16 protein-coding genes are annotated in these 13,380 nt (G+C 40.3%); 15 read left to right on the top strand and 1 reads right to left on the bottom strand.

Translation table 11 applies throughout. The features are described from left to right. Positions 1–37 precede the first annotated feature (37 nt). The 15 genes from rplO (at position 38) to truA (ending at position 11,582) form a co-directional block, all read left to right on the top strand. Positions 38–478, top strand: a complete 441-nt coding sequence (rplO, locus tag ABH902_RS03820) for a 50S ribosomal protein L15 (RefSeq protein ID WP_069662429.1) — start codon at positions 38–40, stop codon at positions 476–478. Continuing rightward, entirely contained in the window at positions 478–1,776 is a 1,299-nt protein-coding gene (gene secY, locus ABH902_RS03815) for a preprotein translocase subunit SecY (protein WP_404589241.1), read from the top strand. The genes rplO and secY overlap by 1 nt, the downstream gene beginning before the upstream one ends. 176 nt (positions 1,777–1,952) lie before the next feature. Then, positions 1,953–2,600 carry an adenylate kinase gene (locus ABH902_RS03810; protein WP_404589240.1) on the top strand — a complete coding sequence of 216 codons (648 nt, stop codon included), beginning with the start codon at positions 1,953–1,955 and terminating at the stop codon, positions 2,598–2,600. Between the two features lie 197 nt (positions 2,601–2,797). Further along, complete coding sequence (gene infA, locus ABH902_RS03805; protein ID WP_002356224.1) at positions 2,798–3,016, top strand: translation initiation factor IF-1; 219 nt, start codon at positions 2,798–2,800, stop codon at positions 3,014–3,016. 31 nt (positions 3,017–3,047) lie between these two features. Then, a complete protein-coding gene (gene rpmJ / locus ABH902_RS03800) occupies positions 3,048–3,164 on the top strand; it encodes a 50S ribosomal protein L36 (protein ID WP_002288710.1) in 117 nt (38 codons plus the stop codon). An 18-nt stretch (positions 3,165–3,182) separates the two neighbouring features. After that, positions 3,183–3,548, top strand: a complete 366-nt coding sequence (gene rpsM, locus ABH902_RS03795; protein WP_154776680.1) for a 30S ribosomal protein S13 — start codon at positions 3,183–3,185, stop codon at positions 3,546–3,548. A gap of 27 nt (positions 3,549–3,575) precedes the next feature. Continuing rightward, a complete protein-coding gene (gene rpsK, locus ABH902_RS03790) occupies positions 3,576–3,965 on the top strand; it encodes a 30S ribosomal protein S11 (protein ID WP_154776679.1) in 390 nt (129 codons plus the stop codon). Between the two features lie 80 nt (positions 3,966–4,045). Continuing rightward, positions 4,046–4,984: a DNA-directed RNA polymerase subunit alpha gene (locus ABH902_RS03785; RefSeq protein WP_069662434.1), complete on the top strand. Its 939-nt coding sequence runs from the start codon at positions 4,046–4,048 to the stop codon at positions 4,982–4,984. 84 nt (positions 4,985–5,068) lie between these two features. Next, positions 5,069–5,452, top strand: coding sequence for a 50S ribosomal protein L17 (rplQ, locus tag ABH902_RS03780; RefSeq protein WP_404589239.1), 384 nt, complete (start codon positions 5,069–5,071; stop codon positions 5,450–5,452). A 274-nt stretch (positions 5,453–5,726) separates the two neighbouring features. Further along, a complete protein-coding gene (locus ABH902_RS03775; RefSeq protein WP_404589238.1) occupies positions 5,727–6,929 on the top strand; it encodes a hypothetical protein in 1,203 nt (400 codons plus the stop codon). Between the two features lie 15 nt (positions 6,930–6,944). After that, positions 6,945–8,114 carry a M20 family metallopeptidase gene (locus tag ABH902_RS03770; protein WP_404589237.1) on the top strand — a complete coding sequence of 390 codons (1,170 nt, stop codon included), beginning with the start codon at positions 6,945–6,947 and terminating at the stop codon, positions 8,112–8,114. A gap of 223 nt (positions 8,115–8,337) precedes the next feature. Next, on the top strand, positions 8,338–9,177 hold the full coding sequence (locus ABH902_RS03765) for an energy-coupling factor ABC transporter ATP-binding protein (RefSeq protein WP_404589236.1): 840 nt from the start codon (positions 8,338–8,340) through the stop codon (positions 9,175–9,177). Further along, on the top strand, positions 9,153–10,022 hold the full coding sequence (locus ABH902_RS03760; RefSeq protein ID WP_404589425.1) for an energy-coupling factor ABC transporter ATP-binding protein: 870 nt from the start codon (positions 9,153–9,155) through the stop codon (positions 10,020–10,022). Before ABH902_RS03765 ends, ABH902_RS03760 begins: the two co-directional genes overlap by 25 nt. Beyond that, positions 10,019–10,816 carry an energy-coupling factor transporter transmembrane component T family protein gene (locus ABH902_RS03755; RefSeq protein ID WP_404589235.1) on the top strand — a complete coding sequence of 266 codons (798 nt, stop codon included), beginning with the start codon at positions 10,019–10,021 and terminating at the stop codon, positions 10,814–10,816. The genes ABH902_RS03760 and ABH902_RS03755 overlap by 4 nt, the downstream gene beginning before the upstream one ends. Before the next feature lie 19 nt (positions 10,817–10,835). Beyond that, complete coding sequence (truA, locus tag ABH902_RS03750; RefSeq protein WP_404589234.1) at positions 10,836–11,582, top strand: tRNA pseudouridine(38-40) synthase TruA; 747 nt, start codon at positions 10,836–10,838, stop codon at positions 11,580–11,582. A 181-nt stretch (positions 11,583–11,763) separates the two neighbouring features. On the opposite strand, the gene ABH902_RS03745 is transcribed toward truA, so the two are convergent. Beyond that, a complete protein-coding gene (locus ABH902_RS03745; RefSeq protein ID WP_404589233.1) occupies positions 11,764–13,269 on the bottom strand; it encodes a helix-turn-helix domain-containing protein in 1,506 nt (501 codons plus the stop codon). Between the last annotated feature and the right edge of the window lie 111 nt (positions 13,270–13,380).

The following is a 13,380-nucleotide window of genomic DNA, read 5'->3' as shown; positions in this document are numbered from 1 at the left end:
TTTACAATAGTACATTGTTTAAGGAGGTGCCAAACCAATGAAACTTCATGAATTAAAACCTGCTGAGGGTTCACGCCAAGTACGTAATCGTGTTGGACGTGGTACTTCATCTGGTAATGGTAAAACAGCCGGCCGTGGACAAAAAGGGCAAAAAGCTCGTTCAGGCGGTGGTGTACGTTTAGGATTTGAAGGGGGTCAAACTCCATTATTCCGTCGTTTACCAAAACGCGGCTTCACTAACATCAACCGTAAAGATTATGCAGTCATCAACTTAGATGTCTTAAATCGTTTTGAAGATGGGACTGAAGTAACACCTGCTGGACTAATTGAAGCTGGAATCGTGAAAAACGAAAAAGCTGGAATTAAAGTTCTTGCAAACGGTGAATTAACCAAAAAATTAACTGTGAAAGCAGCTAAATTCTCTAAAGCAGCTGAGGAAGCAATTGTTGCTGCTGGTGGATCAATCGAGGTGATCTAATGTTCAAACTATTAAAAGATGCTTTTAAAGTCAAAGACATTAGATCAAAAATTTTGTTTACTGTTTTCGTTCTTTTTGTTTTCCGTTTAGGTGCTCATATTACAGTGCCTGGCGTGAATGCAAAAGGTTTGCAAGACTTAAGCAATTTACCGTTTTTAAATATGCTGAATATGGTTAGTGGTAGTGCCATGCAGAACTTCTCTATCTTCTCGATGGGGGTTTCGCCTTACATTACTGCGTCAATCATCATTCAATTATTACAAATGGACATTGTACCAAAATTTGTAGAATGGTCAAAACAAGGTGAAGTGGGCCGCAAAAAACTGAATCAAGCAACCAGATATCTAACGATTGTCTTGGGGATTGCTCAGTCTATGGGGATCACTGCTGGTTTTCAAGGGTTAAGTCAAACAGGGATTGTCACCAATCCAAACCTTAATACCTATATCATGATTGCAATTATCTTAACTGGGGGAACAATGTTTGTGACTTGGTTGGGAGAACAAATTACTGAAAAAGGGATCGGTAATGGTGTTTCTATGATTATTTTCGCGGGGATCATTTCTCGATTGCCTGCAGGAATCAAAGAAATCGTTGAAGATTACTTTATCAATATTGATTCTTCCAGAATTTGGCAGTCTGCGATCTTTATTGTTGTGTTGTTAATCGCTATTTTAATCGTAGTGACTTTAGTGACGTTTTTCCAACAAGCAGAACGAAAAATTCCGATCCAATACACAAAACGTGTTTCCGGAGCACCGACAAGCAGCTATCTACCGTTAAAAGTAAATGCTGCCGGCGTTATTCCAGTAATCTTTGCAAGCTCATTGATTGCCACACCAAACGCTGTTTTGCAGGCTTTTGCTAAGAACTTTTCCGGCAAAGGCTGGTACGACATCATGACACAAATCTTCAGTTATAACACCGTTCCAGGTGCGATTATTTATACTGTACTGATCGTTGCGTTTACATTCTTCTATGCTTTTGTTCAAGTTAACCCTGAGAAATTAGCGGAAAACTTGCAAAAACAAGGAAGCTATATTCCAAGCGTACGACCAGGTAAAGGGACAGAAGAATATATTTCTGGAATGTTGATGAGATTAAGTGTTGTTGGTTCTATCTTCTTGGGACTAGTTGCGTTACTGCCAATCATTGCTCAAATGCTTTGGAAATTACCGCAGTCTATCGGTCTTGGAGGAACCAGCTTGCTGATTGTAATTGGTGTTGCACTAGAAACAGCTAAACAATTAGAAGGTTTAATGTTGAAACGTCAATACGTTGGCTTTATCAACAAGTAGGAATCATATGAGTAGGAAGCAATTCTTACTTCATAAATGGCGTGACTGAAGTAGCTTTCTTGAAAAAATCGATTCTTTGAATGAGGACTTTTAAGAATGAAGCACTTCCGTCTCGACCGTGGTTCTCACACGCGGCTAGCTTCACGAGCCAGCCTTTAAAATTAGGAGGAAAAGAAATGAACCTCATTTTAATGGGATTGCCTGGAGCAGGCAAAGGGACTCAAGCAGAAAAAATCGTTGATACTTACGGTATTCCGCATATTTCTACTGGAGATATGTTCCGTGCAGCAATGAAAAATGAAACTGCTCTTGGCTTAGAAGCGAAATCTTATATTGATAAAGGTGAACTCGTTCCAGATGCTGTAACAAACGGAATCGTCAAAGAACGTTTAGCGGAGTCAGATACTGACAAAGGGTTCTTATTGGACGGCTTTCCAAGAACGTTGGAACAAGCTGAAGCTTTAGATAAAATGTTAACTGAATTAAATAAAAAAATTGATGCTGTCATCGACATCCATGTTGAAGAAGAAATTTTAGTTGAGCGCTTGGCTGGCCGGTTTATCTGTCGCTCATGCGGCGCAACTTACCATAAAATTTTTAACCCTCCAACCGAAGAGGGCACATGCGACCGTTGCGGCGGACATGAATTTTATCAAAGAGAAGATGATAAGCCTGAAACGGTTAAAAATCGTTTGGCAGTCAACATCAAAGGCAGTGCACCAATTTTAGAGTTCTACAAAGCTAAAAATGTGCTGCATACAATAGATGGGAATCGCGAAATAGATACTGTTTTTTCTGAAGTAAAGGAAATCATTGAAAAATAGTTGTATACATTGCCCGCAGCTGACCATTTTGTTGGATTCAGATTCTCTTGCCAAATAGAATAGTTTATGATAGAATATATCAGTCCGACTTCTATCTTTTTATAAGTAGAAGTTTAATTGAAAATTCTAGGTGGGAGCTGAAGTTTCCGCCGTTTTATCGTGTGAAAATGCGAAACAAGTACAAGGAGGTACTGTGCGTGGCAAAAGAAGATATGATTGAAGTCGAAGGTACAGTCGTCGAAACTTTGCCGAATGCAATGTTTAAAGTTGAACTAGAAAATGGACACCAAGTTCTTGCTACTGTTTCCGGTAAGATCCGTATGCATTATATTCGAATTTTACCTGGAGATAAAGTGACTGTAGAGTTATCGCCTTATGATTTAACTCGTGGTCGAATCACTTATCGCTTTAAATAATTGTACTCCGTAAAATCAGGGAGGTATTATCATGAAAGTAAGACCATCAGTAAAACCAATGTGTGAACATTGTAAAGTAATTCGCCGTAAAGGACGTGTTATGGTCATTTGCCCAGCAAATCCAAAACATAAACAACGTCAAGGATAATAGGAGGTGTAACGTAGAATGGCTCGTATTGCAGGAGTAGACATCCCTCGTGATAAACGTGTAGTAATTTCTCTTACTTACATTTATGGTATTGGAAACACTACAGCTAAGAAAGTTTTAGCAAACGTTGGCGTATCTGAAGATATTCGCGTTCGTGATTTAACGAATGAACAAACAGATGCGATCCGTGCGGAAATTGATAAACTTAAAGTTGAAGGGGATCTTCGTCGTGAAGTGAACTTAAACATCAAACGTTTGATGGAAATCGGTTCTTACCGTGGTATCCGTCATCGCCGTGGATTACCAACTCGTGGACAAAACACGAAAAATAATGCACGTACTCGTAAAGGCCCAGCTCGTACTGTAGCAGGCAAGAAAAAATAATTCCTAAGTGAAGGAGGTTAGAACTTCATGGCAGCAAAAAAAGTTAGTCGTAAACGCCGTGTGAAAAAGAATATAGAATCAGGAGTTGCACATATCCATTCTACATTCAATAATACAATTGTGATGATTACCGATACTCACGGGAATGCATTAGCATGGTCATCAGCAGGATCATTAGGCTTTAAAGGTAGTAAAAAATCAACTCCTTTTGCCGCACAAATGGCTGCAGAAGCTGCAACTAAAGCGGCAATGGAACATGGACTTAAAACTGTGGATGTAACAGTTAAAGGACCTGGTTCTGGACGTGAAGCAGCAATTCGTTCATTACAAGCAACAGGTTTAGAAGTGACTGCAATTCGTGACGTGACTCCAGTTCCTCATAATGGATGCCGCCCTCCAAAACGCCGTCGTGTTTAATGAGTGCCACTCATTCTGAGTTTGAATTAAGAACGTCATTGAACAAGACACTTTTCGTTTTGAAAGGGGTATAGATAAGAATGATTGAATTTGAAAAACCAAGAATCGAAAAAATTGATGAGAATAGAGATTATGGCAAGTTCGTCGTTGAACCGCTGGAAAGAGGTTACGGGACTACTTTAGGTAATTCTCTACGTCGTATTTTATTATCTTCTTTACCAGGAGCTGCTATTACTAATATTCAAATTGATGGCGTATTACACGAATTCTCCACTATTAAAGGTGTAAGAGAAGACGTTACGCAAATCATCCTGAATATCAAAGGCTTAGCATTAAAGCTTTACGCTGAAGAAGAAAAAACCCTTGAGATCGATATTACAGGACCTGCTACAGTAACTGCTGGCGATATTATCGTTGACAGCGATGTTGAGATCTTGAATAAAGATTTAGTTATCTGTAGTGTCTCTGAAGGAGCTACTTTCCATGCTCGCTTAACAGTGAAACCTGGTCGTGGCTATGTTCAAGCAGACGAAAACAAAAAGGAAGATATGCCGATTGGTGTTCTCCCAGTTGACTCCATCTATACACCAGTTCGCCGTGTGAACTACCAAGTAGAAAACACTCGTGTTGGTCGTCGTGATGATTTCGACAAATTAACCATGGAAATATGGACTGATGGTTCAATCATTCCTCAAGAAGCTCTTAGCTTAGCTGCTAAGATCATGACGGAGCATTTAGACATCTTTGTTAACTTAACTGATGAAGCGAAAAACGCTGAAATCATGGTTGAAAAAGAAGAAACACAAAAAGAAAAAATGCTTGAAATGACCATCGAAGAACTTGACTTGTCTGTTCGTTCATATAACTGTTTAAAACGTGCAGGTATCAATACTGTACAAGAACTTACGAATAAATCTGAACCAGAAATGATCAAAGTACGTAATTTAGGTCGTAAATCTCTTGAAGAGGTTAAACTAAAATTACATGATTTAGGTTTAGGCTTACGTAAAGACGATTAATACTTTTTACGAAGGATGCTAGTCCGTCTTTCCATAGTATTTAGTCGGACTGTATACGAAACTTAGTGAAGGAGGAAAACCAACGTGGGTTATCGTAAATTAGGACGCACATCAAGCCAACGTAAAGCGATGTTGCGTGACTTAACTACTGATTTATTTATTAACGAACGTATCGTTACGACTGAAGCTCGTGCGAAAGAAGTTCGTTCTACAGCAGAAAAAATGATTACTTTAGGCAAACGTGGAGATCTTCATGCTCGTCGTCAAGCAGCTGCTTTTGTACGTAATGAAGTTGCCAGCGTACGTGAAGAAAACGAAGCAATCGTTGTTGAATCAGCTTTACAAAAGTTGTTTAATGATATTGCACCTCGTTACTCTGAACGCCAAGGTGGTTACACTCGTATCTTGAAGACAGAACCAAGACGCGGAGATGCAGCACCAATGGTAATTTTAGAACTAGTTAAATAATCGAACTATACCGTCACTTTATAAATGATTCTTTTAGAGTGTTATGATGTTGGAGGCGACTCCTAGTCTAGCTCAGCGCTTTCTCTGCCAATAACCTTGGCAGAGAAGCACTCATCATATATCATTATAAGGTGTTTTTTTATGCCCTTAGAAAAGCCTGCTTTTCTAAGGGCTTTTTTCCATTTAAGCAATAAGGCATTGCCTAGCTATGTAAAGTTTAGTATACTTTTATTAGTCGGAATTTTCTGATAATAAGTTAAAAAGGAGGAAATATATGGAACAAATGACTGCATTTGTTTTAGTTACAGGTATTTTGTATATTGGCGATGTTGTCTCAGCGAAAACCAAAGCGTGGGTCTCATCTGTTTTTGTCTGTGCCGTTTTATTTGTGATTGGCTACTGGACATTCTTTCCGGAGAACATTGTTGAGATTGCCGGGATTCCACCAGTCGTAGCGACATTGCTAATGTATTTACTGATTACTAATATGGGAACTTTATTATCAATCAGGGAATTAGTGAATCAATGGAAAACGATTGTAGTGACACTTTCAGGGATCGTCGGTATTATTATTTTATTATTAACTGCAGGAACGGTATTATTTGATCTAGAAACTGTCTTAGTGGCTGTACCGCCGTTAGTCGGCGGCGTGGTATCATCCTTGATTATGTCAGAGGCAGCCCAGACGGCTGGACTAACCTCATTATCTGTTTTGGCCATTTTGATTTATGTCATGCAAGGCTTTGCAGGCTATCCTTTAACCTCAATTATGTTAAAAAGAGAAGGGCAACGTATGCTGAAAAAATATCGTGCCGGAACTTGGCAGCCGCTTGTGGAGCAGGAAGCTGCTGAACAAGTTTCTTCATCAGAGGAGATTCCGCAGTTATTTGCTAAAGTACCAGAAAAATATCATACGGATTTTTCACGAATTTTTCGGTTAGGTTTGGTTGCTTTATTGGCGTATTATTGTTCGGTTTGGGCTGCAGCAATTGTAACGATTAGTCCGTTTGTTTTATGTTTATTTTTCGGCGTAGTGGCATCTTCCGTAGGCTTTTTAGAAAAGCAGCCGTTGAAAAAAGCGAATAGCTTTGGCTTTGCTATTTTAGCGTTGATGCTGTTCATTTTTGATGGCTTAAAAAAGGCGACACCGGAAATGCTGGAGGAATTATTTTTACCGATGATTGGAATTATTGTGATCGGCGTTGTCGGCATGTATTTATTTTCAGCGATTGTCGGTAAACTATTGGGCGTTAGTCCGGAAATGTCATTTGCAGTGTCATTAACGGCTTTGTATGGTTTTCCAGCTGATTATATTATTACGAATGAAGTGATTCAATCACTCACTGATGATGAAAAAGAAAGAGCCGCGTTGACTAGTCACATGCTACCGCCGATGCTGGTTGCAGGTTTTGTCACAGTGACGATTGTTTCAGTAATTTTGGCCGGTATTTTTTCAAGTATCCTATTAAATTTATAGAAATGAGGAAAGTAAATGAACCAATTAAAGGCATTAATTCAAAAATATAAAGCAGACATGATCGACTTTCGCAGAGATCTGCATCAGCATCCTGAATTGCAGTTTGAAGAGTTTAGAACGACGGAGAAAGTCGCACAGGTACTTGATCAGCTTGACATTCCTTACCGCAAGACAGAACCGACGGGGTTAATTGCGGAGCTAAAAGGCGGTCAGCCGGGAAAAACGGTCGCTCTTAGAGCGGATATGGATGCATTACCGGTGCAAGAATTGAACGAGGAACTGACGTATAAATCTTTGGAGGACGGAAAAATGCATGCGTGTGGACATGATGCGCATACAGCCATGCTATTGACAGCAGCGAAGGCATTAAAAGAGGTGCAGGCAGAGCTTAAAGGAACAGTTCGCTTCATTTTTCAGCCTTCAGAGGAAAATGCGCAAGGAGCAAAGGCGATGGTTGCGCAAGGAGCAGTAGAAGGTGTAGATGACGTATTCGGCATTCATATTTGGTCACAGCTGCCCTCAGGAACTGCTTCTTGTGTGGTAGGTTCTTCCTTTGCTTCTGCGGATATATTTTCAGTAGATTTTAAAGGTCAGGGTGGTCACGGAGCAATGCCAGATGCATGTGTGGATGCTGCGGTAATGGTTTCTTCTTTTGTAATGAATGTGCAGGCTGTTGTTTCCAGAGAAACGAATCCGCTTGATCCAGTTGTAGTGACTGTAGGAAAGATGGCGGTTGGAACCAGATTTAATGTGATCGCTGAAAATGCTCGTTTAGAGGGAACGGTTCGCTGCTTTAGTCTTGCGACACGTGATCGGGTGGAACAAGCGTTAAAGCGTTTTGGTGAACAAACTGCGGCGATGTACGGCGGTACAGCAACTGTTCAGTATGAGTATGGAACATTGCCGGTAATTAATGATGAAGCTCCAGCTTTGCTCGCACAAAAAATAATTTCGGAAAGCTTCGGAGAGGGAGCTTTAGTCCAAGCAGAGCCTACAACAGGCGGTGAAGATTTCAGTTATTATACGGAAAAGACTTCCGGTTGTTTTGCGCTGGTTGGCTGCGGTAATCCGGAAAAAGACACCGAGTGGGCGCACCATCATGGTCGGTTCAACGTGGATGAAGATGCTATGGAAGTCGGTGCCGAGCTCTATGCCCGCTACGCGTTTGAGTATTTACAGCAATAATCGAAACAATGCAATGGAGAATGTTGAAAAGTGACTGAGAGATTTCGGTCATTTTTTTATTTTACATTTTTTTCAATAAAAATGCTGTCATGACAGATAAGAACTCCCATAACGGATGTTATTTTGTTATAATAGGAATCAGTGTAAAGCAAAGGATAGATAATTGAAAAAACACTGATTTTTTGTTAGTGTTAGTAAGAATAAATAGTTGAGGGAGTACGCGATGCAATCGATCATTGAATTAAAGAATATTAATTTTAACTATCAGCCAGAAGATGCTTCTCCCGCTTTGAAAGATGTTTCCTTTTCCATCCAACAAGGTGAGTGGATCGCAATTATTGGACATAATGGGTCAGGCAAATCAACCTTGGCAAAAACCATTAACGGTTTATTACTACCTGCTTCTGGAAGTATCACGGTCGGCGGCATGGAACTGAACGAAGCTAATGTCTGGGATATTCGCCGCATGGTAGGGATGGTTTTTCAAAATCCTGATAATCAATTCGTCGGTTCAACCGTGGAGGATGATGTAGCCTTTGGTTTGGAAAATCAGGGGATTCCCCGCGAGGAAATGGTTATAAGAGTGAAGGATGCACTGGAAAAAGTTCGCATGGATGCTTTTGCGACCAGAGAACCGGCTCGTTTATCCGGAGGTCAAAAACAGCGTGTGGCAATCGCTGGCGTAGTAGCGTTGCGGCCGGATATTATTATTTTGGACGAAGCAACCAGCATGCTTGATCCAGAAGGCAGAGAAGAAGTGATTAAGACGATCCAAAAGATCAAAGAAGAAAGTAATTTAACGGTTATTTCCATCACTCATGATATTGACGAAGCAGCAAATGCGAATCGGATTTTAGTGATGAAACAAGGTGAGCTGATTGATGAAGGCACACCAGAAAAGATTTTTTCAGCTGGAACAGAGTTAGTTCAAATGGGCTTAGATCTGCCGTTTCCTGAAAAGCTAAAAATTGCGTTAGCGGATCGCGGTATTGAGGTTCCCAAAGAATACTTGACTGAAGAAGGGATGGTGGAATGGCTATGGACATCCGTTTTGAACAAGTAGACTTTACTTATCAGCCGAACACGCCATTTGAGCAACGGGCATTATTTGATGTGAATCTAACGATTAAAGAAGGCTCTTATACAGCAATTGTCGGACATACCGGCAGTGGTAAATCAACCTTGCTTCAGCATCTAAATGCCTTGGTTAAGCCAACCAAAGGAACCGTTACAATCGGAGATCGGACGATCGTACCGGAAACGAATAATAAAAATTTAAAACCGATTCGCAAAAAGGTCGGTATTGTGTTTCAATTTCCGGAAGCGCAGCTATTTGAAGAAACTGTGGCAAAAGATATTGCGTTTGGACCAAAAAACTTTGGCGTCACGGAGGAAGAGGCACAACAAACAGCAGCCAAAATGCTGCATTTAGTCGGTTTAGACGACAGCTATTTGGATCGTTCGCCATTTGAATTATCAGGCGGTCAAATGCGTCGTGTAGCTATCGCCGGTGTTTTAGCAATGGAACCGGAAGTCTTGGTATTGGATGAACCAACAGCAGGTCTAGATCCGCAAGGGCGCAAAGAAATGATGGAAATGTTTGAGCAACTGCATAAGAAGCAAGGCATTACGATTGTTTTAGTTACGCACTTAATGGATGATGTAGCGAATTATGCGGATCACGTGCTTGTTCTTGAAAAAGGCAAGATTGTTAAAGCGGGGACACCACAAATAGTTTTTGCTGATATTGACTGGTTAAAAGAAAAACAGCTGGGCGTACCAACCGCAGCGGCTTTTGCAGAAAAGCTGATCGCCAAAGGCATGACCTTTGACTACCTGCCGTTAACAGCTGCGCAGCTTGCGGATCAATTGCTGCAAAATGTGGAGAAAGCAGGTGAGGATCAATGATGAATAAATTGATTTTAGGCCGTTATATTCCAGGTGATTCAGTGATTCATCGTTTAGATCCGCGGGCGAAGCTGATTGCTAGCTTTTATTTTATCGGAATTATTTTTTTGGCGAATAATTGGCTGACTTTTGCTGTATTAGCCATTTTTACCTTAGCTGCTATTTTCATGTCTAAAATAAATATTCGTTTTTTCATTCGCGGCGTTAGACCATTGATTTGGCTGATTCTATTCACGGTAGCTTTACAGGTGCTGTTCACTCAAGGTGGCGAGGTTTATTTTAAATGGGGCATTTTTACGCTGTCGGAATTTGGCGTAATGAATGGCTTGATGATTTTCTGCCGTTTTGTGCTGATTATTTTCATGTCCACCTTATTAACCTTAACGACACCGCCGCTTGATTTATCCGATGCGATTGAGTATTTGTTGCGACCTTTGCGTGTGGTTCGTTTTCCAGTCCACGAGGTATCTTTGATGCTGTCGATTGCACTGCGTTTTGTACCGACGTTGATGGATGAAACGGAAAAAATTATGAATGCCCAGCGAGCTAGAGGCGTCGATTTTGGCGAAGGCAGTTTGATTCAAAAAATGAAAGCAGTGGTGCCTTTGTTGATTCCCTTGTTTGTAAGTAGCTTTAATCGGGCAGAAGAGCTGGCGACTGCTATGGAAGCGCGCGGCTATCAGGGCGGAGATGGACGAACCAAATATCGTGTATTGCATTGGCGTACAAATGATACAATGGTGCTGCTTGCTTTTGTCGTATTGACGGCAGTATTAGTTTTTGTAAGAAGTTAGAAGTAAAGGTGGAAAATAAATGCCGCGTTACAAAGCAATAATCGCTTATGATGGGACCAATTTTAATGGTTTTCAGTCACAGCCGGATGGCCGTACGGTTCAAGGCGAAGTTGAAAAAACCTTAAGAAAAATGAATAATGGCAAAACGATTACGATTTTCGGCTCAGGTCGAACCGATGCAGGCGTTCATGCATCAGGGCAGGTCATTCATTTTGATTACCCGCAAACAAGAGACTTGGAAAAAATGCGTTTTGCTTTAGATACTCAAACGCCGGAAGATATCGCCGTAAAGCAGGTTGAAATTGTTTCTGATGAGTTTCATGCCCGCTATCATGTGGTAGAAAAGACCTATCAGTTTAAAGTGGATATTGGTAAGCCGCGAAGCCCATTCAGACGTTTTTACGCTAGTTATTTTCCTTACCCAATTGATATTGAGAAGATCGAACGGGCATTGCCTGATTTGCTGGGTACGCATGATTTTACGTCTTTTTGTGCGTCAGGTACGGAAATAGAGGATAAGGTACGGACGATCCATGAAGCGACGCTTGCAGTGAATGAGGCGGGGGATGAGCTGACATTTACATTTCGCGGGGATGGCTTTTTATATAAAATGATTCGGATTTTAGTTGGAACCTTGCTGAAAATCGGCAATGGCCGTTTGGCTGAAGACTCACTTCCAGAAATTATCCAAAAGAAAGATCGTAATTTAGCTGGACCAACGGCACATCCGGAAGGCCTGTATCTTGTAGAAGTTAAATATGAATAAAAAAATAAGCGAGCATCAAAAGTTTCTTTCACTTTTGATGCTCGCTCTAAATGCGAATAAACGGCGGAAGCAGAAGCAACTCCTTCGGAAATAAGCCGAAATTCACAAAAATTTGAAAAGCAATTTTCGTGAATTTCTTCTTATTTCTCGGAGCTAAACGCTTCTGTTCCCGCCTCTTTTTTTATTCAATACTATTTTTAGCTTCAAATAATTGTCGCAAGGTTTTGTACAAATCTGCTAAATCTTTGCTGCCATAAGAAAGATCCCAGAAATATAAGGGCTTTTGCGGATATTTTTTACGCAGCAATAAAGTGGAGCTGATAACCAGATCGTAGGTATCATTAAGCGTTTCTTGATAAGGAGAAGCATCGACAAAGCCTAAATCATTTAGAAATTGATAAATCATTCTAACTAAAGTGAAGTCATGCTCAAAAGCAATCCCGACCTTGAGATGCTCTGAATAAGTCGGACGATCAAAGGCAGGTAGCAAGATATTCTTGAAAGCAGAGATCATTGCCTTTTTGATTACATAAATAAAGCGGTATTCCTTTTCCTTGACCTTTTCTTCAAAAAATTCAGTTAACTTAGTTTCAAGCAAATCATCCGCTTTTTTACGGACTTGAGGCCCTTCAACTAGCTTTTGTAAATTAGGAAATGGCTGACGCAACACATAAAAAGCAAAGGTAATATTTAAAAGATTTCCAATAATCATCGGATTATCCAGTGCTTCCGGCTCTCTTTTGAAAATATTTGTTTTGCCGTAACTCAAAAATTCCTGAACTAATTCGTAAACAGGATTTGGCCGAGCCGCAAAATCATGCAATGCTTGGAAAAGTGAAGGATCATCAACTAATGTATAAAAAGGCGCATAATGGGCTAAGAAAAACACAAAGCTGCTTTCAGCTTTACTGTGCTTCGGTGAAAGAGCTTGGCTTGAGCCAAGAACAGTGTCTAAAAGTTCGAAATCATAATAAGGGTTGTCCTTCATTAAAAAGTCATAACGGTCATCATATTGAACATACATTCCTTTACGTGTGCGACAGAGGAAAATAGCTGCAAAAAAGGTCAGCTCTTTGGCGCCTAAGTAGGTTTTAGATAATGGAAAATATTTGGCAAATGCATCTGTTATTCTTTTAGCATCTTCAAATGCGACTGTTTCAAAAGGCCAAACAGTACCTCTAGTTCCAAGCCAGAGAGCATCAAATAAAGCCACACGGACACTTCGTTCATCACCGATCATATTCGCTTCCGTATACGTAAACCGTAAATTATATTGCTTAATATGTTTTTTCAACGGCAGCATTTTTCTGGAAACAGTTGAGCGGCTAACATCGTTTCGCACGCAAAAGTCTTCGATATTAGGTGCATCATGATTTAAAAAGTATAGAATAAACTGGAAAGGTACAGACTCCTGCAATAAAAAGTAGCGATATTCGTCAATCGTTACTAATAGTCGTGTGCTATCAACTTTCCCCGCTTTTTTTAGGATAGTTGGATGGTCAGCGTTTATGTGAGTTAAATCCTGGTCAATTTCTGCCAAGACCATTGCGGCATGCTGGTAGTTCATAGATAAATCTTCTGACAGATGGGTAATTGTTATATCTGGCTGATTCATTTTTGTGATTCGTTTAAATAGATTAAACTTCGTTTGCAGCGCAGAGTCCATCATTAATTGTTCATAAAGCATTTTATCACTTCCTCGCTCTTATTTTACTTTACTACAGGAGTATTTGTCAGCTTAAATGATAAGCAGAAAACGTTTCGTGAGATAACCTTAATGAAAAGGCAAGTTTTTTCT

The sequence above is a fragment of the Enterococcus sp. UD-01 genome (genome assembly GCF_044909655.1).
Classification (GTDB): Bacteria; Bacillota; Bacilli; order Lactobacillales; family Enterococcaceae; genus Enterococcus_L.
Note: the sequence above shows the minus strand (reverse complement) of the source record. Positions and strands in the feature narration are given on the sequence as shown.